The sequence below is a fragment of the Salmonella sp. SG203 genome (assembly GCF_013350575.1).
Classification (GTDB): domain Bacteria; phylum Pseudomonadota; class Gammaproteobacteria; order Enterobacterales; family Enterobacteriaceae; genus Salmonella; species Salmonella enterica.
In genome coordinates, this window is the sequence record NZ_SNMT01000006.1 from 74,466 (window position 1) to 95,881 (window position 21,416).

Sequence of the window (21,416 nt, forward strand, 5' to 3'; positions counted from 1 at the left end):
CTTATTGATGACGCTTACGAAGATTGTCGATCACGGTGGTGAGGTTGAGATCCTGATCCTGCAACAGCACCAGCAGGTGGTACATCAAATCAGACGCTTCATTGGTTAATTCAAAACGATCATTGACGGTGGCCGCCAGCGCGGTTTCTACACCTTCTTCGCCAACTTTTTGCGCAATACGTTTAGTACCGCTGGCGTACAGTTTCGCCGTGTAAGAGCTGGCCGGATCGGCGGTTTTGCGCTCTGCCAGTAGCTGCTCCAGTTGATACAGGAATAACCACTGATGGCTGGCGTCGCCAAAGCAGCTACTGGTACCTTTGTGGCAGGTCGGCCCGACAGGGTTTGCCAGCACCAGCAGTGTATCGTTGTCGCAATCCGGCGCAATGCTGACGACATTCAGCACATGGCCTGAGGTTTCGCCTTTGGTCCATAAACGCTGTTTCGTGCGTGAGAAGAACGTGACATGGCCGGATTCAATGGTTTTGTCCAGCGCTTGTGGGTTCATATAGCCCAGCATCAATACTTCGCCGGATACCGCATGTTGCACGATGGCTGGCATCAGGCCATCGGTTTTTTCCCAGTCCAGCTCGCGGCGTTGTTGCTCTGTTAACATATCCTGATCTCCACGCCCTGGCCTGCCAGGTACGCTTTTAATTCGCCAATATTGATGATTTGCTTGTGAAAAACGGAGGCGGCAAGCGCGCCGTCGACATCGGCATCACGGAATGCCTCAAGAAAGTGTTCCATCGTACCCGCGCCGCCGGAGGCGATCAGCGGCACGCGGCAAACGTCACGGACTTTTTTCAACTGCGTCAGATCATAACCGTTACGCACGCCGTCCTGGTTCATCATATTCAGGACGATTTCCCCCGCGCCGCGCTGTTGTACCTCTTGCACCCAATCCAGCGTCTCCCACTGCGTCACGCGGGTACGGTTTTCATCGCCGGTATACTGGTTAACATGATATTTCCCCGTGGCGTCGTCAAACCAGGTATCAATCCCGACGACAATGCACTGTACGCCAAAACGGTCAGCCAGACGGGTAATCAGCGTTGGGTCAGCCAGCGCCGGGGAGTTGATAGAGATCTTATCCGCCCCGAAAGAAAGAATTTTGGCGGCGTCGTCAATTGACCGGATGCCGCCCGCTACACAAAACGGAATGTCGATCACCTCGGCAACGCGCGCCACCCAGCTTTTATCGACTACGCGACCATCGCTGGAGGCGGTAATGTCATAGAACACCAGTTCGTCCGCGCCTTCGTCGGCATAGCGTTTGGCCAGCGGAACGATATCGCCAATGATCTCATGGTTGCGAAACTGTACGCCTTTCACCACCTGACCATCACGAACATCCAGACACGGAATTATACGTTTTGCCAGCATTGGATGGCCTCCTTAACGGTAAATTTCCCTTCCAACAGCGCGCGTCCGACAATCACGCCGCGCACGCCGGTGCCGCGCAGGGCGGCAATATCATCGATATCGCCAATACCGCCGGAGGATTGAAAGGCGATCTGCGGATATCTGGCGCATACCTCTTCGTACAGCGAAACGTTAGAGCCCGCCAGCGTGCCGTCGCGAGAAATATCGGTACACAGTACATGTTTCAGGCCGACGGGGAGATAGGTCTCCACCAGTTGTTCCAGCGAGACGCCGGAATTTTCCTGCCAGCCGCTAACCGCCACCTGCTTGTTGCCGTGTTCGTCTATGCGAACGTCCAGCGCCAGCACCAGCGCCTGCGCGCCAAAACGTTCAAACCAGCCTTTCACCACGTCAGGGGATTTCACCGCCGTTGAACCGATGACCACACGGGCAACGCCAGCTTTCAGTAATGCCGCAACGTCTTCTTCGGTACGCACGCCGCCGCCGACCTGAACAGGCACGTTCACGCCCGCGACCAGGGTTTTAATCAGCGGTATCTGTCGCTTAGCCGGATCTTTAGCGCCGGTCAGATCTACCAGATGCAGCACCCCGGCGCCCTGGGCGGCGTAATCCTGCAAACGGGGCAGGGGATCGTTACCGTAATCCCGCTGCCGGGCGTAGTCGCCCTGGTGGAGACGCACCACGGTGCCGTCAATTAAATCTAATGCCGGAATAATCATTACATCTCCAGGAAGTTTTTCAGCAACTGTGCGCCCGCCGCGCCCGAACGTTCCGGATGGAACTGTACGCCGAAGAAATTATCTTTCTGTACCGCCGCGGTAAACGGCTCGCCGTAATTGCACTGGGCGATAGTCCACGGGTTGACCGGCATCGCGTAGCTGTGAACAAAGTAAAAATAGGCGCCATCTTCAATGCCCTGAAACAGCCGGTTGCCCGCCTGCGGATACACGCGATTCCAGCCCATGTGCGGCAGCGGCAGACCAAAGTCGGTCATTTTCGGCACGTCTTGTTCGATAATGTTCAGCAGATCCACGCCGCGCGTCTCTTCGCTGCGACGACCCAGCAGTTGCATCCCTAAGCAGATACCCAGTACCGGCTGAGTACACGCTTTAATTAAGTCGATCAGTTCACGTTCGCGCAGTTGATCCATAGCGGCCTGCGCCGTGCCGACGCCGGGCAGAAAGAGTTTGTCAGCGCGTAATACGATTTCCGCTTCGCGGCTGACCACCGGGGTGTAACCGTGGCGCGCCACGGCGGATTTTACCGAGCTTAAATTGGCGCAGCCGGTGTCAAGGATGACGACGTTCATCACAGCACTCCTTTCGAGGACGGTAATGTATCGCCCTCCACGCGAATCGCCTGGCGTAGCGTCCGACCAAAGGCTTTAAACAAACTTTCGACACGGTGGTGATCGTTTTTACCTTTAGTCTTGAGATGCAGAGTGACGCCCATCGTGTAAGAGAGTGAGCGGAAAAAGTGTTCAATCATCTCTGTGCTCAAATCGCCCACACGCTGGTAGGTAAATTCAGCTTTATATTCCAGATGCGGACGACCGGAAATATCCAGCGCGCAGCGCGCCAGACATTCATCCATCGGTAGTACAAAGCCAAAACGGCAGATACCGCGCTTGTCGCCGAGTGCCAGTTTTAATGCCTCACCGAGCGCCAGTCCGGTATCTTCTACCGTGTGGTGATCGTCGATATAGAGATCGCCCTTAACGGTAATCTCCATGCGAAAGCCGCCGTGGGTGGCGATTTGATCGAGCATATGGTCAAAGAAGCCGACGCCGGTATTAATCTTGCTGTTGCCTTCGCGATCCAGCCAGACGCTGACATCAATCTGTGTCTCTTTGGTGTTGCGGACCACATGCGCATAGCGATCGCGTTTCGTTAGCTGTTCGCCAATCATCGTCCAGTTCAGCGTTTCACGGTGATAGCGTAAACCAGTAATGCCCATATTATCAGCGAGCTGGATATCGGTCGCACGATCGCCAATCACATAGCTGTTGGCGCTATCCATTGCTTGTTCCGCAAGATAGCGCTCCACCAGCTTCACTTTGGGCTTGCGGCAGTCGCAGTCGTCTGCGGGCAGGTGAGGGCAGATCAGCACCTCATCAAAGCGTACGCCCTGAGAAGTGAAAATCTGCATCATCAGGTTGTGCGGTCCGTCGAAGTCCGCCTGCGGGAAGCTTTGCGTGCCAAGTCCATCCTGGTTAGTGATCATCACCAGCTTAAAACCGGCTTTTTGCAGCTTCAGCAATACGGGAATCACCTCTGGCTCAAAGGCCAGTTTATCAAAGCGGTCTACCTGAAAATCGCTCGGCGGTTCGGAAATCAAGGTTCCGTCTCGGTCGATGAAAAGATACTTCTGACTCATACTGGCTCCGCACGTAAGGCGTCAATGACGCGCTGGTTTTCCTGGCGGGTGCCGACCGTAATCCGCAGGCAGCCGCTTAAAGAAGGTTGTTTATTCTGATCGCGTAAGATAATGCCCTGATCCCATAAGGATTTAAACACGCTGCTGGAAGCGGTAAACCGCGCCAGAATATAGTTGGTTTCAGAGTCAAAGACGTGTTCTACGCAGGCGGTCTGTTGCAGGGCATTCACCAGATACTGACGCTCCTGCACTGTCTGCGCCACGCGATCGCGCATTGCGTTTATTCCCTGCGGGCTCAGCGCCTGGGCGGCGATATCCGCCACTGGCGTAGAAAGCGGATAAGGGGCGATCACTTTTAACAGCAGGTTGATCACCTCTTCATTAGCCAGCGTAAAGCCGCAGCGCAGACCCGCCAGCGCAAAAGCTTTCGACAATGTGCGCAGGATAACCAGATGAGGATATTCAACCAGCCAGCCTGTCAGCGTGGCCTGCGGGCAAAACTCAATATAAGCTTCGTCGGCGACGACTATCGCTTTACCGCGTGTCAACTCCAGCAGCGTGCGCAGATCCTGCGGGTTGATAAGTTGCCCGGTGGGGTTATTGGGGCTACAAACGAACACCACTTTTGCGCCGTCAAGGTTGTCGGAAATCCCCTGTAGATCCAGCTGCCAGTTTTCAAGCGCGGGAACCGTCCGGCGCTCTACGCCAAGGGTTTCGGCGCTGACGCTGTACATACCGTAAGTGGGCGGACAGTAGAGAATGGCGTCTTTCCCCGGTTCGCAGAAGGCGCGGATCACCAGTTCGATCCCTTCATCCGCGCCGCGGCTGACCAGCACCTGCTCCGGCTTTACGCCAGCATATTGCGCGTAGTTTTCAATCACGGCCTTTGGCTGGCATTCCGGGTAGCGGTTAAGCGTTTGTTGGGTGAGCTGAAACTCCACCGCTGTCGGGAATTCATTCGCGTTCAGCCAGACATCGCCATTACCGCCCAGACGGCGGGCGGACTGATACGGTACCAGGTTGCGGACATTTTCACGGGCTAAGTCAGCGACGCTGAGAGTGTTTTCAGTGCTCATGCTTGCTCCTTGAGGGCGTTTACGCGCAGGGTCACGGCATTTTTATGGGCGGTCAGACGTTCTGCCGCCGCCAATGTTTCAATGGTTGATGCCAGAGCGGAAAAGCCCGCTTTCGACAGTTCCTGAACGGTCATCCGTTTCTGGAAATCCGCTAACCCAAGGCTGGAACAGGTAGCAGTATAGCCATAGGTCGGTAAAACATGGTTGGTTCCGGAAGCGTAATCACCGGCGGATTCCGGCGACCAGTCGCCGAGAAATACCGAGCCTGCGCTGGTAATCGCATCCACCAAATCGCGCGCATTGCGCGTCTGGATGATTAAGTGTTCCGGCCCATACTGATTAGAGATGGCGACGCACTGCGCTAAATCTTTGGTCACAATCAGACGACTGGCGCTCAGGGCCTGCCTGGCGGTGTCCGCGCGCGGCAGTTCTGCCAGTTGACGTTCTACCGCCTCCGCCACCTTGCGGGCAATGTCAGCATCAGGCGTCAGCAGGATCACCTGCGAATCCGGACCGTGCTCAGCCTGGGAGAGCAGGTCAGAAGCGACGAAATCCGGTGTTGCGCCGCTGTCGGCGATCACCAGTACTTCAGACGGCCCGGCAGGCATATCGATAGCCGCGCCGTCGAGGCGCTGGCTGACCTGACGCTTGGCTTCGGTTACAAAGGCGTTGCCGGGGCCAAAAATTTTATCCACTTTCGGTACGGACTCGCTGCCGAAGGCCAGAGCGGCAATCGCCTGCGCGCCGCCGACGTTAAAGATTTCCTGCACGCCACACAGTTGCGCCGCATAGAGGATTTCATCAGCGATGGGCGGCGGCGAGCACAGAACCACGTTCTGACATCCCGCAATACGCGCCGGCGTCGCCAGCATCAGCACCGTTGAGAAGAGCGGAGCCGAGCCGCCGGGAATATACAGACCGACAGACGCGACGGGACGCGTAACCTGCTGGCAACGCACGCCTGGCTGGGTTTCCACATCTACAGGCGGTAGCGTCTGCGCGGAATGGAACGTTTCAATATTTTTGACGGCAGCGGCCATCGCCTGTTTTAATTCGTCGCTCAGACGCGCGCCGGCGGCGGCGATCTCTTCAGGGGTAATGCGTAGCGCTGTCACTTCTGTTTTATCAAATTTAGCGCTGTATTCACGCAGGGCATCGTCACCGCGCGTTTTTACATTATCCAGAATATCGCTGACCGTCCGGGTAATACTGTCAGAGGCGGAAATCGCCGGACGCGTCAGCAGCGCACGCTGCTGTTCAGGGCTACAGCTGTTCCAGTCAATCAGGGTATTGAAGCTCATGGTCTATACTCCATCACAGGGTTCCGCCTTATCCGGCCTACAGAACCCAAAATAACAACGCATTACGTAGGCCTGATAAGCGCAGCGCCATCAGGCGTCAGATCACTCCATCATCTTCTCGATCGGCAGTACCAGAATCGAGCTGGCGCCAAGCGCTTTCAGTTTCTCCATGGTTTCCCAGAACAGCGTTTCGCTGCTGACCATGTGCATCGCCACGCGCTGTTGCTCGCCCGCCAGCGGCAGAATTGTCGGCCTTTCGGCGCCTGGCAGCAGGGCGATAACCTCTTCCAGGCGTTCACTTGGCGCGTGCATCATGATGTATTTCGATTCGCGCGCCTGAATCACACCCTGAATACGGGTCAGTAATTTATCGATCAGCTCTTGCTTGCTCTGTGCCATCTCACCGTCGCGCTGAATCAGACAGGCTTTAGAGCGGTAGATAACTTCGACTTCACGCAGGCCGTTAGCTTCAAGCGTCGCGCCGGTAGAGACCAAATCGCAGATAGCGTCGGCCAGCCCCGCGCGCGGCGCGACTTCGACAGAACCATTTAACAGACACGATTTAAAAGAGACGCCTTTCTGGTCGAGGTAGCGTTTGAGGAGGTGCGGATAAGAGGTAGCGATACGTTTACCGTCCAGCGCGGCCGGGCCGTCCCAGGCTTCGTCAACCGGCGTTGCCAGCGATAAACGGCAGCCGCCGAAGTCAAGACGGCGCAGGGTAAAATAGCGCGGATTTTCGCCCTGCGCGCGGCGATTGAGTAGCTCTTCTTCCAGCACGTTCTCGCCGATAATGCCGAGATCGACCACGCCATCCATCACCAGACCCGGAATGTCATCATCACGCACGCGCAGGATATCAATCGGCATGTTTTCCGCCATCGCAATCAGGCGCTGAGTGTGTAAATTAATTTTTATGCCGCAGCGGGCCAGCAATTCTCGTGAATCATCGCTTAAACGGCCTGATTTCTGAATAGCTATGCGTAAGCGGGTGTTGTCTAACATTCTGCGTTCCTCTTTATCCTGTCTGAACCGGTCTGTATCGCGCGCCAAAAAAAAAGCCCCCGGAAGATGATCTTCCGGGGGCTTTCTCATGCGTTCATGCACCACTGGAAGATCTGAATGTCTTCCAGCACACATCGCCTGAAAGACTAGTCAGGATGATGGTGATGATGGTGGTGTTTAAATTGAACGCGTGTCATAAAAATTCCGATGAATGCTTATTCATTTGATACCTTTTAACCTAAACCACTTTTACGCCTTAAAGCAAGCGCTTTTTTCATTTCGCATTTATAGTATGAATTGTCAGTCACGGCGGGCTGGCGTAGCCTTATGTATAAGGCGTTAAAGTCAGGAGAAAATGGATGAAAAAGGTCGCAATTGTCGGTTTAGGTTGGTTAGGCATGCCGCTGGCAATGTCGCTGGCAGCGAGAGGCTGGCAGGTTACCGGCAGCAAAACCACCCTTGACGGGGTGGAAGCGGCCCGTATGAGTGGAATTGAAAGCTATCCGCTGCGTCTGGAGCCGGAGCTGGTCTGTGAGGCGGACGATCTTGACGCTCTGCTGGATGTCGATGCGCTGGTGATAACACTGCCCGCGCGCCGTAGCGGTCCAGGAGAGGATTTTTATCTGCAGGCGATGCAGGAGCTGGTCGACAGCGCGCTGGCTTATCGTATCCCGCGTATTATTTTTACCAGTTCGACGTCTGTTTACGGCGATGCGCAAGGCGTGGTGAAAGAGAATACGCCGCGTAATCCGGTCACGGCCAGCGGGCGTACCCTGAAGGAACTGGAAGATTGGCTGCATAATCTGCCGGGCACGTCAGTAGATATTCTGCGGCTGGCGGGGTTGGTCGGGCCTGGACGCCATCCCGGTCGTTTCTTTGCCGGAAAAACCGCGCCGGATGGTCAACACGGGGTCAATCTGGTGCATCTTGAAGACGTGGTTGGCGCAATTACCCTCTTGCTACAGGCGCCAAAAGGGGGGCACATCTATAATATATGTGCGCCGGCGCATCCAGCCCGCAACGTGTTTTATCCGCAAATGACGCGCTTGCTGGGAATGGCGCCGCCGCATTTTCGTGACGCACCGGACAACGGCAAAGGGAAGATTATCGACGGTAGCCGGATTTGTAATGAGCTGGGATTTGAATATCAATATCCCGATCCGCTGGTGATGCCGATGGAGTGAATCGCTGTCCAGCAGGTGGTCGCCATATAGCGCAAGGGGACGAGTATGAAACCACTGCTGGACGTTCTGATTATTCTTGATGCGTTAGAAAAAGAAGGCAGCTTCGCGGCGGCGTCGGCAAAATTATTTAAAACGCCGTCCGCCCTCAGTTATACCGTTCATAAGCTGGAAAACGATCTTAATATCCAACTGCTCGACCGTAGCGGGCATCGCGCGCGATTTACGCGAACCGGTAAAATGCTACTGGAAAAAGGCCGTGAAGTGCTGCACACCGTTCGCGAGCTGGAAAAGCAGGCGATTAAACTGCATGAAGGCTGGGAGAACGAACTGGTCATCGGTGTGGATGATACCTTTCCCTTTTCTCTTCTGGCCCCGCTTATCGACGCTTTTTATCAACGCCACAGCGTGACGCGCCTTAAATTTGTTAATGGCGTTCTCGGCGGTTCATGGGAGACGCTGACGCAGGGAAGGGCGGATATCATCGTTGGCGCCATGCGCGCGCCGCCGCCTGACACCGGCTTTGGCTTTGCAAGACTGGGCGATCTTGAACTGGTGTTTGCTGTCGCCCCGCATCATCCGCTGGTTCATGAAGAGGAACCGCTTAGCCGCCAGACGATCAAACGTTTTCGCGCGATTGTGGTTGGCGATAGCGTCCATTCCTCGCGATCAATAGGGTCTGAACTGCTCGACGCTCAGGAAGCGATTACCGTGTTTGATTTTAAAACCAAGCTGGAGCTGCAAATTAGTGGCCTGGGATGCGGCTATTTACCGCGTTATCTGGCGCAGCGATTTTTGGAAAGCGGCGCGCTTATAGAGAAGAAAGTCGTGGCGCAAATCGTCTATGAACCGGTGTGGGTTGGCTGGAATGAACAGACTGCCGGGCTGGCCAGCGGCTGGTGGCGGGATGAAATTTTAGCAAATAATGCTATTGCTGGGGTGTATGCAAAATCGCCGGTTTAAAAATCAATCGCTTATGAAAAATAATTTTTTGAACGCGCTCGCATTCTCTTGTCATTTCACTTCAATTTAGGGCAGAATACGCCGCTTGCAAAAAATGACACTAACCGACGTTTTAATACGCGTCGGTTATTTTTTTGCTTCAAACACATCATTCAATACCAAGAGGCCGGGCTTCGTACCGGATAGATACTTACTTAAAAATCGACAGTTGTTGTCGCTGAGGAATCCAGAAAATGGGGCAATTTTTTGCTTACGCGACGGCATTCGCCGTAAAGGAGAATGACCATGTCGCATAACGTTACTCCAAACACCTCTCGCGTGGAATTACGTAAAACGCTTACGTTAGTTCCGGTTGTAATGATGGGTCTTGCCTATATGCAGCCGATGACGCTGTTCGATACATTTGGTATCGTTTCAGGCCTCACTGACGGTCACGTACCGACGGCGTATGCATTCGCGTTAATCGCGATTCTGTTTACGGCGTTGAGCTACGGGAAACTGGTGCGTCGCTACCCTTCCGCGGGTTCGGCGTACACCTATGCCCAGAAATCCATCAGCCCGACCGTTGGCTTTATGGTGGGTTGGTCTTCTCTGCTCGATTATCTGTTCGCGCCGATGATCAACATTCTGTTGGCGAAAATTTATTTTGAAGCGCTGGTGCCCTCCATTCCCTCATGGGTGTTTGTCGTGGCGCTGGTGGCCTTTATGACGGCCTTTAACCTGCGCAGCCTCAAATCGGTCGCTAACTTCAACACTGTGATTGTGGTGCTACAGGTGGTGCTGATTGCGGTCATTCTGGGCATGGTGGTTTATGGCGTATTTGAAGGCGAAGGCGCCGGTACGCTGGCGAGCACCCGTCCGTTCTGGTCCGGCGATGCGCACGTTATCCCGATGATTACGGGAGCGACGATCCTGTGCTTCTCCTTTACCGGCTTTGACGGCATCAGTAACCTGTCGGAAGAGACCAAAGATGCTGAACGCGTGATCCCGCGTGCGATTTTCCTGACTGCGCTGATTGGCGGCCTGATCTTCATCTTTGCAACCTATTTCCTGCAATTGTACTTCCCGGATATCTCTCGCTTTAAAGATCCGGATGCGTCTCAGCCGGAAATTATGCTGTACGTGGCGGGTAAAACCTTCCAGGTGGGCGCGCTGATCTTCTCTACTATCACCGTGCTGGCTTCCGGTATGGCGGCGCATGCAGGCGTAGCGCGCCTGATGTACGTAATGGGGCGCGACGGCGTATTCCCGAAAAGCTTCTTCGGTTACGTTCATCCGAAATGGCGTACGCCAGCGATGAACATCATCCTGGTCGGGGCGATCGCGCTGCTGGCGATTAATTTTGACCTGGTGATGGCGACGGCGCTGATTAACTTTGGTGCGCTGGTCGCGTTTACCTTTGTTAACCTGTCGGTGATTTCGCAGTTCTGGATCCGTGAGAAGCGTAATAAAACGTTGAAAGATCACTTCCAGTATCTGTTCCTGCCCATGTGCGGCGCGCTCACGGTTGGTGCGTTGTGGGTTAACCTGGAAGAGAGCTCAATGGTACTGGGCCTGATCTGGGCGGGTATCGGGCTGATTTATCTGGCGTGCGTAACTAAAAGCTTCCGTAACCCGGTTCCACAGTACGAAGACGTCGCGTAATCGCACGTATTATCGGCAATAGTAAAACCGGAGGCAGTGCCTCCGGTTTTTTGTTTGTCATCCAGCATGTTTACCGGATGGCGGCGTCACTTTTTATCCGCTCTGGATTAACAATGCCCGTCAGGCATTGGTCAATTACACAATCTCGGTTGCGTACTGCCACAGTGATTTCAGCAACCCCAGCTTCGTTTTATCTTCCGCATACTGCTGAGAAAGCATCTGCAATTCATTGGCATATTGTTGTAAAAACTCCGGCGTCAGCACCTGACGTCGATGCTCCAGCCAGCGCTGCTGCTCTGCGTCATCCAGCGTACCGGGAAAATTGCGTGCGCGGTAATTAAACAGCAGCTTCTCAATGCGCTTATCGACAAAGGTAATGTCCAGCGCGGGCAGGTTACGCGGCTCGGTTTCGAGTACGATTTTCATGGCTGCGCGATCGGCATCGCTGAAAAAACCATCATAGAGCTGGGCATCAACGTTATCCGAGGCGGCAAAAGGTTCGGCTTCGGCAAAAATCGCCACCACTTTGTCGCGGACCTGCGGGTTTTCACGCAACACTTTCAGGTTATCCAGGCAGTGCTGGCGGTTAATTCCCAGCCGGTCGGCATCCTCCGGGCGCAAGGTATTCGCCTGCGCCAGTACCGGACATTTATTGATATGCACCAGCTTTACCGGCACTGCGACGTGATCGCCAAGATCGGCTTTGGCCGTATAAAGCCGCTCGCGAAGGGTGTCGCTGTCCAGCTCAAGAAGAGGAGAAATATCGCCTGCTAAATCGACCATGATCACCGCGTTACGGTTTTCAGGATGCCACGCCAGCGGCGCGACCCAGCTTGTATTACCGCGCCACGCGCCAAACATGCCGGAGACATGCACCAGCGGCTTCATTTGCGGAACGTCAATCAGCGCCGCCAGTTTATGTTTACTGCGGTGGCTATAAAGATAATCAAACAGCCGCGGCTGGCGTGTTTTCACCAGTTGCGCCATCGCAATAGTGGCGTAGACATCCGCCATCGCATCATGCGCGTTGCTGTGTTCGATCCCGTTCGCCTGGGTTAAATGTTCCAGACGAAAGCTGGGCAGGCCGTCGTCGTTTTCCGGCCAGTTAATTCCCTCCGGGCGCAGCGCATAACAGGCGCGCATGACATCCAATAGATCCCAACGTGAATTATCATGCTGCCAGCTCCAGGCATAGGGATCGTAAAAGTTGCGATAAAAAATATTGCGCGTGACTTCATCATCAAAGCGCACATTGTTGTAGCCCACAACGCAGGTTTTAGGAACGGTAAACAGCGCATGAATGCGTCTGGCGAAAGCGGCTTCGTTTTCTCCTTTCTCACGCGCTTCCTGCGGCGTGATGCCGGTAATCAGCACCGCGCCGGGCTGCGGTAGATAATCATCGGCGGGTTTGCAATAAAACACCTCCGGCTCGCCAATAACGTTGAAGTCGTTATCCGTACGGAGCGCGGCGAATTGCGCAGGTCTGTCGAGGGCCGGATGCGTACCGAAGGTTTCGTAATCGTGGAAGAGGAATGTGCTCTGTATGCTGTCGTTTTTAACTGTCACTTGATGTACACGCCTGATGTTATCTGTATATGAAATATTTTATTCTTTTATTTTGTCGTTGATTGATTGTATTTGTACACCAATTGATATTGTTGCTAATGTTCGTACATGCGATGGTGAGTACATAAACATTAAAATCATTGAGTACAAAATACTAAAATGACCATCAGCGACACTAAACTACGCTCCCTCTATGGTAAACCATATTCCGGTCCATCTGAAATTACTGATTCTGATTTAGTACTGTATGGAATTTAGGCCAGGGGCAATCTGGCCGGGATCTCAAAAAATGCATGGACTAAAACGGGTCTATGTACAGAGGGACACAACGCTGTGTCCCTTAATTTCATGCGGGTTGAGGCTGGACTAGGCCCAGGCCAGTGGCAGGATGGATGACAGAACACTCGGGAAATATTTTCTGGCATGACGTTGCATACTATCCGCCACAACGCTGGTACAGGTAAAGGCGCCATGGAGGCCGTGAAAACGGTCGGACCAGTCGGTAAACTGTTCGCTGGACGGGAAGATCGCCGGAGACAGCTCCCAGGCTTTCTGCATCAGCGCCTCCGCATAGCCTCTCAGGGCCGGCGGAGAGTCATGCTCAGTGCCGAAAATGGCGCTGGAGGAATAGCGTGCGAATGCGGTACTGAGACAGAACAGGGTTTCCGCCTGCTTCTGTGGGGTGGCGTCCGTCAGGTGATAAGCACTGAGGATGTGCTGGTAGTGTGCCGGGCTGAGTTTGCCTTCAGGAAGCAAGGGGTCAAAAATGCTGGTCAGACGCGACACTGAGGCATCATCAATCAACTTCACGGTGGAATGTTTCTGGTTCGTGGCGGCAATAAACTGCTGGTTCAGTTCCCCGTGCTCTTCAGTGCTGAGGATGATATCAATCAGTTCCCCAAAGCGTCGCTGCACGGCCTGCTGATTAAATGCGGCGAGAAACACCGGAAAGTCATGACGGAATAACTCTACCGGAGAGATTTGCGCAGTGGAAACGTTCTCTCCGGCTCGCAGCAGGTAAAAGTTGTCCCATGTGGTGTCAGGAGTAGGGTTTAGCATTGTTAACAGCGTGTCAGTGGAGAGCATCATCGCCGTGTCTGAATCCTGGGAGGAAAGCAGCAGGAAATTATCTGCGGCGCGGGTTGTCCAGTCCGGGCTGCCGTCATAATTGCCGAAGAGTCCATTATGGATGTGGGGAGACACCGCCGGGTGCGCAAGATACTGTTCATAAAGCGCCGCAGCTTTCTGGCGGGTGCCATCAGTGCAGTCCACGCCTGTCATACAGTGTAAAATCACCTGATTAAAGAGTCCGCTGTGAGTGGTCATGGCGGCGCTGTTCCTGTCAAACGAATCCAGCAACACAGGCAGTATGCGCTGCTGATAATATGTGTCAGGAGCCGGCAGGGGAACGTCATTATAGGTCTGGCACTGGTGGGCAAAAAAACGTTCCTGAACAGGCCTGATCCACTCGCTGATAAGCGTACTTTGCGTATAGGGGGGGTGGGCCAGTACGCTCACCAGCGAACTTTCAACTGGCCGGATACCTGCCTCTGTTAAACGGCCGCCCCGCAATGACTTCACCAGGTCTTCCATTGCCCGGACTTTTTCCTGACTGTATTTATCGGGCAGGCTGTCAATGGTCATCAGAATACTTTTACCATTATTGTGCTCATGATTTAAAAATCCATCCACAGCGTTCTCAGTCCAAAGGAGTGGCATTTGCAGCCAGATATCACCTAGACGAATAAAATTTCCGCCCCTTGATACTGACGGGGGTGATGAATTATCCGGTTCATGTAAAATAACGCCAGAGAGGTTGGCTTTGTGACGTATAAGCGTATTTTTTAATGTTGTATCAATAAAAGAGGGCTGTTGTTGTGTAGTAATTGAATACTGTAGAAACACTTCATTCATGTCTGAATTACTAAATTTTGTATTACTGCAGACTACATCACTCAGTGTCGAATAAGTGAATCGGCATTCGTCAAAATGTAAATGAGATATATCAGAATAAGTAAATTTTGAATTTGAAAAGTTGAACCCCTTAATAATATCGCCGTCTCGCTCCATGAAGCTGGGGGGCAATATTTTGCTGAATGTAATATTACGGAAATCTGCGTTTGAAAAATCGCGATCTGCGGCCGTAAGGGTTTCTCCGGCTTTCTGCCGTAAAACTGCATCCGTGAGTTTCTTAGCCCAGTCGGCAGGTGATGACGGGGAAGACGTAGCCTGAAGTGAGAGGGAGGGTGATACTGGTGGTGTTCTACCTTCAGAAACCGTGGGCCTGTTATTAGCTGATACAGAGACTCCACCGGGGAGCGGGGCCGCACCTGTCACTCTGTAATTATAATCACGTGATTGATTTGCAATATGCTTACGCATGAATGCTGCATTTATTTTTGAGGCATCTTCTTCTGAAATATTCTTCTTACCTGCATTATTTGTATCTTTAATATTTTTAACGGTAATCAATGTTTTGTTTAAGGTGTTTTTATTTTTCGGCTGAAACAAGTCTTTTATTTTTTGTGGTAACGCGAACTCAATCGATGAGCTCTTTCCTGTTTTAATTTTTTCATTTAAAGAAGCATGCGTGTTTTTAACACTGGTTATTTTTGAGGTGAGCCCGTTTTTCGTATGTTCACGAATAGAGGTAATTAATTTTTTAACCTGGTTAGGAATAGTAGAAAAATTAATTGCGCCTGATGATATCTTCATTAGAATTCCTTATCAACATCATTATGGAAAAACGGTCTGGATTTTTAACGCCTTAAAAGTAAGCTTCATATGTCGGTATGGCGATGGAGATTACAATTCACCATGTTATCTGGCAGGTTTCTTTCAGAAAGTGTCCATCCTGTCATCATGTCACCGTATTGTGGGACGCTGACGTATCTGCGGAAAAATCAAGGCATAAGGGAGCGGGTCGGGTAACGAAGCCCGTGTGCACGCAAAAGTAAACCCGCTTCGATGCTCAACCAGCGTTTTTCACCGGCATTCGGGATATCGTCGGCGGACGTTCCGGCGCGTATGAGAAAGAACTGCGTAAAGCGCGTGAAATCGCTTTTCAGGAAATAATCGTTTTCTTTTAAATATTATTACGTGTTATTGGAATTGTATCATTTTTATAATTAACAGCGGGTTGTTTGGTAATTCTGCTGATTATTCAATGACAGTCCATGTGCGTGTTCAGGAAATGTAAAATATTTATAAAATAAAAGGTTTTATCGTGTTGACATGCTCATTTTAACAACTATTTCAAATTGTGATTGAAGCCGACATTTCATAATACAAATTAAATATAATCTTCAGCTATATCTAATAACAGGAGGTTATATGAGCATTAGTCGTCGTTCTTTTTTGCAGGGGGTAGGCATCGGCTGCTCTGCCTGCGCGCTGGGCGCTTTTCCGCCCGGGGCGCTGGCGCGCAACCCGATTGCCGGCATTAACGGTAAAACCACGCTAACGCCAAGCTTGTGCGAAATGTGTTCCTTTCGTTGCCCTATTCAGGCGCAGGTAGTCAATAACAAGACCGTTTTTATCCAGGGCAATCCTTCTGCGCCGCAGCAGGGGACGCGCATATGCGCCAGGGGCGGGAGCGGCGTCAGCCTGGTCAATGACCCGCAACGGATTGTAAAACCTATGAAACGCACCGGGCCACGCGGCGACGGTGAATGGCAGGTGATTAGCTGGCAACAGGCTTACCAGGAAATCGCGGCGAAAATGAATGCCATCAAAGCGCAGCATGGCCCCGAGAGCGTGGCTTTCTCTTCCAAATCGGGCTCGCTCTCTAGCCATCTTTTCCATCTGGCTACGGCCTTTGGTTCGCCTAATACCTTTACGCACGCCTCAACATGCCCTGCCGGGAAAGCCATTGCGGCAAAAGTGATGATGGGCGGCGATCTGGCGATGGATATCGCTAACACGCGCTATCTGGTTTCGTTTGGCCACAATTTGTATGAAGGGATTGAAGTTGCCGATACCCATGAGTTAATGACCGCGCAGGAGAAGGGGGCCAAAATGGTGAGCTTCGATCCGCGTCTGTCGATATTTTCCAGCAAGGCGGATGAGTGGCACGCTATTCGTCCCGGGGGGGATTTAGCGGTTCTGCTGGCGATGTGCCACGTCATGATTGATGAACAGCTCTACGATGCGTCTTTTGTTGAGCGTTATACCAGCGGATTTGAACAGTTAGCACAGGCGGTAAAAGAGACGACGCCGGAATGGGCCGCCGCGCAGGCCGATGTCCCAGCCGACGTTATTGTCCGGGTGACACGCGAACTGGCCGCCTGCGCGCCTCACGCTATTGTCAGTCCTGGTCATCGCGCGACGTTCTCGCAGGAAGAGATTGATATGCGGCGTATGATTTTTACGCTTAATGTGCTGCTCGGTAATATTGAGCGCGAAGGCGGGCTATATCAGAAAAAAAACGCGTCTGTTTACAATAAACTGGCCGGAGAAAAGGTCGCGCCAACGCTGGCGAAACTCAACATTAAAAATATGCCGAAACCGACGGCGCAACGCATCGATTTGGTCGCACCGCAGTTTAAATATATCGCCGCTGGCGGCGGCGTGGTGCAAAGCATTATTGACGCGGCGTTAACCCAGAAGCCTTACCCGATAAAGGCGTGGATTATGTCGCGGCATAATCCTTTCCAGACCGTCACCTGTCGTTCGGACCTGGTAAAAACCGTTGAGCAACTGGATCTGGTGGTCAGCTGCGATGTCTATTTGAGCGAGAGCGCGGCATATGCCGACTATCTGCTGCCGGAATGCACCTATCTCGAACGGGACGAAGAGGTATCCGATATGTCGGGACTGCACCCGGCTTACGCTCTGCGCCAACAGGTCGTAGAGCCGATTGGCGAGGCGCGTCCGAGTTGGCAAATCTGGAAAGAACTTGGCGAGCAGTTGGGATTAGGGCAGTACTATCCGTGGCAGGATATGCAGACGCGCCAACTCTATCAGTTGAACGGCGACCATGCCTTAGCGAAGGAACTGCGACAGAAAGGGTATCTCGAATGGGGCGTTCCGCTGCTATTACGCGAACCAGAATCCGTTCGTCAGTTTACGGCGCGTTACCCCGGCGCTATCGCGACGGACAGTGACAACACCTATGGCGAACAGCTTCGCTTCAAATCGCCCTCCGGCAAAATCGAACTTTATTCCGCAACCCTGGAGGAATTGCTCCCTGGCTACGGCGTTCCGCGCGTTCGTGACTTTGCGCTGAAAAAAGAGAATGAGCTTTACTTCATTCAGGGCAAGGTGGCCGTGCATACCAATGGCGCGACGCAGTACGTACCTTTACTCAGCGAGCTAATGTGGGATAACGCGGTCTGGGTTCATCCGCAAACGGCGCAAGAAAAAGGCATTAAGACCGGCGATGAGATCTGGCTGGAAAATGCCACGGGTAAAGAGAAAGGTAAGGCGCTGGTGACGCCCGGTATCCGCCCGGACACGCTTTTTGTCTATATGGGATTTGGCGCTAAAGCTGGGGCCAAAACGGCGGCGACGACACACGGTATCCACTGCGGAAATTTACTGCCGCACGTGACGAGTCCGGTATCCGGTACGGTAGTGCATACCGCAGGCGTGACGCTGAGCCGGGCATGAGGGAGGAGGGAACCATGAATCATTTAACGAATCAGTACGTCATGCTGCATGATGAAAAACGTTGTATCGGCTGCCAGGCGTGTACCGTTGCCTGCAAAGTGCTTAATGACGTACCGGAGGGATTTAGCCGCGTACAGGTACAAATTCGCGCCCCTGAACAGGCATCCAACGCACTAACCCATTTTCAATTTGTCCGCGTCTCCTGTCAGCACTGTGAAAATGCGCCATGTGTCAGCGTTTGTCCTACCGGAGCGTCATATCGTGATGAAAACGGGATCGTGCAGGTGGATAAATCGCGCTGTATTGGCTGCGATTATTGTGTTGCCGCATGTCCTTTCCATGTGCGCTATTTGAATCCGCAAACCGGTGTCGCCGACAAGTGTAACTTCTGTGCCGACACGCGGTTGGCGGCTGGCCAGTCTCCGGCGTGCGTATCCGTTTGCCCAACGGACGCGCTGAAATTCGGCAGACTGGATGAGAGCGAGATCCAGCGCTGGGTCGGTCAGAAAGAGGTCTATCGCCAGCAGGAGGCGCGTAGCGGCGCGGTCAGTCTGTACCGTCGTAAAGAAGTCCATCAGGAGGGTAAAGCATGAATACTATCTGGGGAGCGGAACTACATTATGCGCCAGATTATTGGCCGCTGTGGTTAATTTACGCAGGCGTCGTGGTGCTGCTCATGCTTGTTGGGCTGGTTATCCATGCGTTATTGCGCCGGATGCTGGCGCCAAAAACGGCGGGCGGTGAAGAACATCGTGACTATCTCTACTCGCTGGCGATTCGCCGTTGGCATTGGGGAAATGCGTTACTGTTTGTTTTATTACTGTTAAGCGGTTTATTTGGTCATTTTTCTCTCGGCCCTGTAGCGCTAATGGTACAAGTGCATACCTGGTGTGGTTTTGCCTTACTGGCTTTCTGGGTCGGGTTTGTGCTGATCAATCTCACCACAGGTAACGGGCGTCACTATCGGGTAAATTTTTCCGGACTGGTAACGCGCTGCATACGCCAGACGCGTTTTTACCTTTTTGGCATTATGAAAGGGGAAGCGCATCCGTTCGCGGCAACAGAGCAGAATAAGTTCAATCCACTGCAACAACTGGCATATCTGGCGATTATGTACGCGCTGGTACCGCTGTTAATCATCACCGGTTTGTTGTGTCTCTATCCGCAGGTTGCGGGTCTGGGCCCTGTGATGCTGGTGCTGCATATGGCGCTTGCTATCATCGGCTTACTGTTTATTTGCGCGCATCTCTATCTGTGTACTCTTGGCGACACGCCGGGACAAATTTTCCGTAGCATGGTTGACGGCTATCATCGTCATCGTACCGCGCCGCGCGGGGATAAGTCCGCCGTCTGAGCGTATCCATAAAATAATGTCAGCAAGAAAATGTGCCTTGTGTCACATTTTCTTGCAATTTATCCATGTTTGTTTAACTGAACTTCCGTAAAAAGAACGGCAAATAGAGACCATCCTGAGGACATGCTGTTGAAACGCCGTTTGTTTATTGCCGCTTCTTTATTCGCGATGCACCTTTCTCCTGCGCTTGCGGCCGATGCCGTAAGTTTTGCTCCCCAACCGCCAGCCATTGATGCAGGCGCCTGGGTGTTGATGGATTACACTACGGGACAGGTTCTTACCGCCGGTAATGAACACCAGCAACGTAATCCCGCCAGCCTTACCAAGCTAATGACGGGCTACGTCGTCGATCGCGCCATCGATAGTCATCGTATCAGCCCTGACGATATCGTCACCGTTGGGCGCGACGCCTGGGCGAAGGATAATCCGGTGTTTGTCGGCTCCTCGTTGATGTTTTTAAAAGAAGGGGATCGCGTGTCGGTACGCGATTTAAGCCGTGGCTTAATTGTGGATTCCGGTAACGATGCCTGTGTGGCGCTGGCGGATTATATCGCGGGCGGGCAGCCGCAGTTTGTGGCGATGATGAACAGCTATGTGAAAAAACTCAATTTGCAGGATACCCATTTTGAAACCGTCCACGGTCTGGATGCGCCGGGACAACATAGCTCCGCGTATGATCTGGCCGTACTCTCCCGGGCGATTATTCACGGCGAACCTGAATTTTATCACATGTACAGCGAGAAAAGCCTGACCTGGAACGGCATCACGCAGCAGAACCGCAACGGCTTGTTATGGGATAAGACCATGCATATCGATGGGCTTAAAACCGGACACACATCGGGGGCGGGATTTAATCTTATCGCATCGGCGGTGGACGGGCAGCGCCGACTTATCGCCGTCGTGATGGGAGCGAAAAGTTCGAAAGGTCGTGAGGAACAGGCGCGAAAACTGTTGCAGTGGGGCCAGCAAAACTTTGCGACGGTGCAGATTTTGCACAGCGGTAAAAAAGTGGGCAGCGAGCGAATCTGGTATGGAGACAAAGAAAAGATTGCGCTGGGTACGGAACAGGATTTCTGGATGGCGCTGCCCAAAGCGGAAATTCCGCATATCAAAGCAAAATATGTGCTGGATAGAAAAGAGCTGGAGGCGCCAATCGCCGCCCATCAACGGGTAGGTGAAATAGAGCTCTACGATCGGGATAAACTGATCGCTCAGTGGCCGCTGGTCACTCTGGAATCGGTGGGTAAAGGCGGTATGTTCTCTCGTCTGAGCGACTATTTTCAGCATAAAGCGTAAGCCGTTGTCACACACCGTTCACCGTCATCTGAGGTGTCAAAAGGGCGGGATTGCGAGGTTGCTCACAAAATGATCACGCTGTCCTTGTGACCGTAAAAGGCTGTAATTATACTGTACATTCATACAGTATAGTAAAGTGACGGAGGCAGCATGGATTACGAAATCAGGCAGGAACAAAAACGCAAGATAGCCGGTTTCCACATGGTCGGTCCATGGGAACACACCGTGAAGCAGGGTTTTGAACAACTGATGACGTGGGTGGATCGACAGCGGATCGTGCCAGTTGAATGGATTGCCGTCTATTACGACAATCCAGATGTCGTACCTGCGGAAAAACTCCGCTGCGATACCGTGGTGTCCGTGGCAGAGAATTTCATCCTGCCGGACAATAGCGAAGGCGTAATCGTGACCGCCATTGAAGGCGGCGAATATGCCACTGCTGTCGCGCGTGTGGAAGACCGTGACTTTGCGAAGCCGTGGGAACGGTTTTTTGACGTCCTGGAGCAGGATAGCGCTTATCAGATAGCCTCTGCGCCCTGTTTTGAAACCTATCTGAATAACGGCATGGAAGATGGATACTGGGATATTGAAATGTATATTCCGGTACAGCGGAAGTGATCGACTGGTTTCCTGGCTGAAAAGAGCGGACGGATAATGTGTTCCG

General features: G+C 52.8%; 20 protein-coding genes, 2 pseudogenes and 1 other annotated feature. Of the genes and pseudogenes, 11 read left to right on the forward strand and 11 right to left on the reverse strand.

The window, feature by feature from the left end; all coding sequences use genetic code 11:
* Window position 1: 1 nt before the first annotated feature.
* The 9 genes from hisIE to hisL form a co-directional block, all read right to left on the reverse strand.
* Complete coding sequence (hisIE, locus tag HV477_RS10915) at window positions 2-613, reverse strand: bifunctional phosphoribosyl-AMP cyclohydrolase/phosphoribosyl-ATP diphosphatase HisIE (protein ID WP_000954846.1); 612 nt, start codon at window positions 611-613, stop codon at window positions 2-4.
* Window positions 607-1,383, reverse strand: a complete 777-nt coding sequence (hisF, locus tag HV477_RS10920) for an imidazole glycerol phosphate synthase subunit HisF (RefSeq protein WP_000880125.1) — start codon at window positions 1,381-1,383, stop codon at window positions 607-609. Before hisF ends, hisIE begins: the two co-directional genes overlap by 7 nt.
* Entirely contained in the window at window positions 1,365-2,102 is a 738-nt protein-coding gene (hisA, locus tag HV477_RS10925; RefSeq protein WP_000586406.1) for a 1-(5-phosphoribosyl)-5-[(5-phosphoribosylamino)methylideneamino]imidazole-4-carboxamide isomerase, read from the reverse strand. Before hisA ends, hisF begins: the two co-directional genes overlap by 19 nt.
* The gene (hisH, locus tag HV477_RS10930) at window positions 2,102-2,692 is read right to left on the reverse strand and encodes an imidazole glycerol phosphate synthase subunit HisH (RefSeq protein ID WP_001103591.1); all 591 of its coding nucleotides are present in this window, start codon (window positions 2,690-2,692) and stop codon (window positions 2,102-2,104) included. Before hisH ends, hisA begins: the two co-directional genes overlap by 1 nt.
* Window positions 2,692-3,759 (reverse strand): bifunctional histidinol-phosphatase/imidazoleglycerol-phosphate dehydratase HisB, encoded by a 1,068-nt coding sequence (gene hisB / locus HV477_RS10935; RefSeq protein ID WP_000080050.1) that lies wholly within the window; start codon window positions 3,757-3,759, stop codon window positions 2,692-2,694. Before hisB ends, hisH begins: the two co-directional genes overlap by 1 nt.
* The gene (hisC, locus tag HV477_RS10940) at window positions 3,756-4,835 is read right to left on the reverse strand and encodes a histidinol-phosphate transaminase (protein WP_000102716.1); all 1,080 of its coding nucleotides are present in this window, start codon (window positions 4,833-4,835) and stop codon (window positions 3,756-3,758) included. The genes hisB and hisC overlap by 4 nt, the downstream gene beginning before the upstream one ends.
* Entirely contained in the window at window positions 4,832-6,136 is a 1,305-nt protein-coding gene (gene hisD / locus HV477_RS10945) for a histidinol dehydrogenase (RefSeq protein WP_000009613.1), read from the reverse strand. The genes hisC and hisD overlap by 4 nt, the downstream gene beginning before the upstream one ends.
* 102 nt (window positions 6,137-6,238) lie before the next feature.
* Window positions 6,239-7,138 carry an ATP phosphoribosyltransferase gene (gene hisG, locus HV477_RS10950; RefSeq protein WP_079899074.1) on the reverse strand — a complete coding sequence of 300 codons (900 nt, stop codon included), beginning with the start codon at window positions 7,136-7,138 and terminating at the stop codon, window positions 6,239-6,241.
* A gap of 47 nt (window positions 7,139-7,185) precedes the next feature.
* Window positions 7,186-7,309 (reverse strand) — a sequence feature (His leader region).
* Window positions 7,285-7,335, reverse strand: coding sequence for a his operon leader peptide (hisL, locus tag HV477_RS10955; RefSeq protein WP_001364200.1), 51 nt, complete (start codon window positions 7,333-7,335; stop codon window positions 7,285-7,287). Its footprint overlaps the feature before it by 25 nt.
* A 162-nt stretch (window positions 7,336-7,497) precedes the next feature.
* On the opposite strand from hisL, the gene HV477_RS10960 reads away from it, so the two are divergent.
* The 4 genes from HV477_RS10960 (at window position 7,498) to plaP (ending at window position 10,926) form a co-directional block, all read left to right on the forward strand.
* A complete protein-coding gene (locus HV477_RS10960) occupies window positions 7,498-8,322 on the forward strand; it encodes an SDR family oxidoreductase (RefSeq protein WP_000754712.1) in 825 nt (274 codons plus the stop codon).
* Window positions 8,323-8,367: 45 nt separating this feature from the next.
* On the forward strand, window positions 8,368-9,282 hold the full coding sequence (locus HV477_RS10965) for a LysR family transcriptional regulator (protein ID WP_000803316.1): 915 nt from the start codon (window positions 8,368-8,370) through the stop codon (window positions 9,280-9,282).
* A gap of 233 nt (window positions 9,283-9,515) precedes the next feature.
* Window positions 9,516-9,578, forward strand: coding sequence for a membrane protein YoeI (yoeI, locus tag HV477_RS10970; RefSeq protein ID WP_096335044.1), 63 nt, complete (start codon window positions 9,516-9,518; stop codon window positions 9,576-9,578).
* Window positions 9,568-10,926, forward strand: a complete 1,359-nt coding sequence (gene plaP / locus HV477_RS10975; protein ID WP_001519005.1) for a putrescine/proton symporter PlaP — start codon at window positions 9,568-9,570, stop codon at window positions 10,924-10,926. Before yoeI ends, plaP begins: the two co-directional genes overlap by 11 nt.
* Window positions 10,927-11,061: 135 nt before the next feature.
* On the opposite strand, the gene sbcB is transcribed toward plaP, so the two are convergent.
* Window positions 11,062-12,492 (reverse strand): exodeoxyribonuclease I, encoded by a 1,431-nt coding sequence (gene sbcB, locus HV477_RS10980; RefSeq protein ID WP_000216702.1) that lies wholly within the window; start codon window positions 12,490-12,492, stop codon window positions 11,062-11,064.
* A 159-nt stretch (window positions 12,493-12,651) separates the two neighbouring features.
* Here sbcB and HV477_RS28405 point away from each other — a divergent pair.
* Window positions 12,652-12,729, forward strand: a pseudogene (locus HV477_RS28405) (hypothetical protein); the annotation flags it as partial.
* 129 nt (window positions 12,730-12,858) lie between these two features.
* Here the strand turns inward: HV477_RS28405 and sopA are convergent.
* Entirely contained in the window at window positions 12,859-15,207 is a 2,349-nt protein-coding gene (gene sopA, locus HV477_RS10985) for an SPI-1 type III secretion system effector HECT-type E3 ubiquitin transferase SopA (RefSeq protein WP_175064959.1), read from the reverse strand.
* A 266-nt stretch (window positions 15,208-15,473) separates the two neighbouring features.
* Between sopA and HV477_RS10990 the strand changes: the two are divergent.
* The 6 genes and pseudogenes from HV477_RS10990 to sbmC form a co-directional block, all read left to right on the forward strand.
* Window positions 15,474-15,566: pseudogene (locus tag HV477_RS10990) on the forward strand (heavy metal-binding domain-containing protein); the annotation flags it as partial.
* A gap of 259 nt (window positions 15,567-15,825) precedes the next feature.
* Window positions 15,826-18,102 carry a thiosulfate reductase PhsA gene (phsA, locus tag HV477_RS10995; protein WP_000028219.1) on the forward strand — a complete coding sequence of 759 codons (2,277 nt, stop codon included), beginning with the start codon at window positions 15,826-15,828 and terminating at the stop codon, window positions 18,100-18,102.
* A gap of 14 nt (window positions 18,103-18,116) precedes the next feature.
* Window positions 18,117-18,695 carry a thiosulfate reductase electron transport protein PhsB gene (gene phsB, locus HV477_RS11000; RefSeq protein WP_001016236.1) on the forward strand — a complete coding sequence of 193 codons (579 nt, stop codon included), beginning with the start codon at window positions 18,117-18,119 and terminating at the stop codon, window positions 18,693-18,695.
* The gene (gene phsC, locus HV477_RS11005) at window positions 18,692-19,456 is read left to right on the forward strand and encodes a thiosulfate reductase cytochrome B subunit (protein WP_001092553.1); all 765 of its coding nucleotides are present in this window, start codon (window positions 18,692-18,694) and stop codon (window positions 19,454-19,456) included. The genes phsB and phsC overlap by 4 nt, the downstream gene beginning before the upstream one ends.
* A 123-nt stretch (window positions 19,457-19,579) precedes the next feature.
* Window positions 19,580-20,752: a serine-type D-Ala-D-Ala carboxypeptidase DacD gene (gene dacD, locus HV477_RS11010; RefSeq protein ID WP_000925044.1), complete on the forward strand. Its 1,173-nt coding sequence runs from the start codon at window positions 19,580-19,582 to the stop codon at window positions 20,750-20,752.
* A 150-nt stretch (window positions 20,753-20,902) separates the two neighbouring features.
* A complete protein-coding gene (gene sbmC / locus HV477_RS11015; protein WP_000384326.1) occupies window positions 20,903-21,370 on the forward strand; it encodes a DNA gyrase inhibitor SbmC in 468 nt (155 codons plus the stop codon).
* The last annotated feature ends 46 nt before the right edge of the window (window positions 21,371-21,416 follow it).

What these genes read in the sequence shown, in the direction of transcription:
- hisIE (WP_000954846.1), bottom strand. Translation starts at nt 613, where the DNA reads ATGTTAACAGAGCAACAACGCCGCGAGCTGGACTGGGAAAAAACCGAT.
- hisF (WP_000880125.1), bottom strand. Translation starts at nt 1,383, where the DNA reads ATGCTGGCAAAACGTATAATTCCGTGTCTGGATGTTCGTGATGGTCAG.
- hisA (WP_000586406.1), bottom strand. Translation starts at nt 2,102, where the DNA reads ATGATTATTCCGGCATTAGATTTAATTGACGGCACCGTGGTGCGTCTC.
- hisH (WP_001103591.1), bottom strand. Translation starts at nt 2,692, where the DNA reads ATGAACGTCGTCATCCTTGACACCGGCTGCGCCAATTTAAGCTCGGTA.
- hisB (WP_000080050.1), bottom strand. Translation starts at nt 3,759, where the DNA reads ATGAGTCAGAAGTATCTTTTCATCGACCGAGACGGAACCTTGATTTCC.
- hisC (WP_000102716.1), bottom strand. Translation starts at nt 4,835, where the DNA reads ATGAGCACTGAAAACACTCTCAGCGTCGCTGACTTAGCCCGTGAAAAT.
- hisD (WP_000009613.1), bottom strand. Translation starts at nt 6,136, where the DNA reads ATGAGCTTCAATACCCTGATTGACTGGAACAGCTGTAGCCCTGAACAG.
- hisG (WP_079899074.1), bottom strand. Translation starts at nt 7,138, where the DNA reads ATGTTAGACAACACCCGCTTACGCATAGCTATTCAGAAATCAGGCCGT.
- HV477_RS10960 (WP_000754712.1), top strand. Translation starts at nt 7,498, where the DNA reads ATGAAAAAGGTCGCAATTGTCGGTTTAGGTTGGTTAGGCATGCCGCTG.
- HV477_RS10965 (WP_000803316.1), top strand. Translation starts at nt 8,368, where the DNA reads ATGAAACCACTGCTGGACGTTCTGATTATTCTTGATGCGTTAGAAAAA.
- plaP (WP_001519005.1), top strand. Translation starts at nt 9,568, where the DNA reads ATGTCGCATAACGTTACTCCAAACACCTCTCGCGTGGAATTACGTAAA.
- sopA (WP_175064959.1), bottom strand. Translation starts at nt 15,207, where the DNA reads ATGAAGATATCATCAGGCGCAATTAATTTTTCTACTATTCCTAACCAG.
- phsA (WP_000028219.1), top strand. Translation starts at nt 15,826, where the DNA reads ATGAGCATTAGTCGTCGTTCTTTTTTGCAGGGGGTAGGCATCGGCTGC.
- phsB (WP_001016236.1), top strand. Translation starts at nt 18,117, where the DNA reads ATGAATCATTTAACGAATCAGTACGTCATGCTGCATGATGAAAAACGT.
- phsC (WP_001092553.1), top strand. Translation starts at nt 18,692, where the DNA reads ATGAATACTATCTGGGGAGCGGAACTACATTATGCGCCAGATTATTGG.
- dacD (WP_000925044.1), top strand. Translation starts at nt 19,580, where the DNA reads ATGCTGTTGAAACGCCGTTTGTTTATTGCCGCTTCTTTATTCGCGATG.
- sbmC (WP_000384326.1), top strand. Translation starts at nt 20,903, where the DNA reads ATGGATTACGAAATCAGGCAGGAACAAAAACGCAAGATAGCCGGTTTC.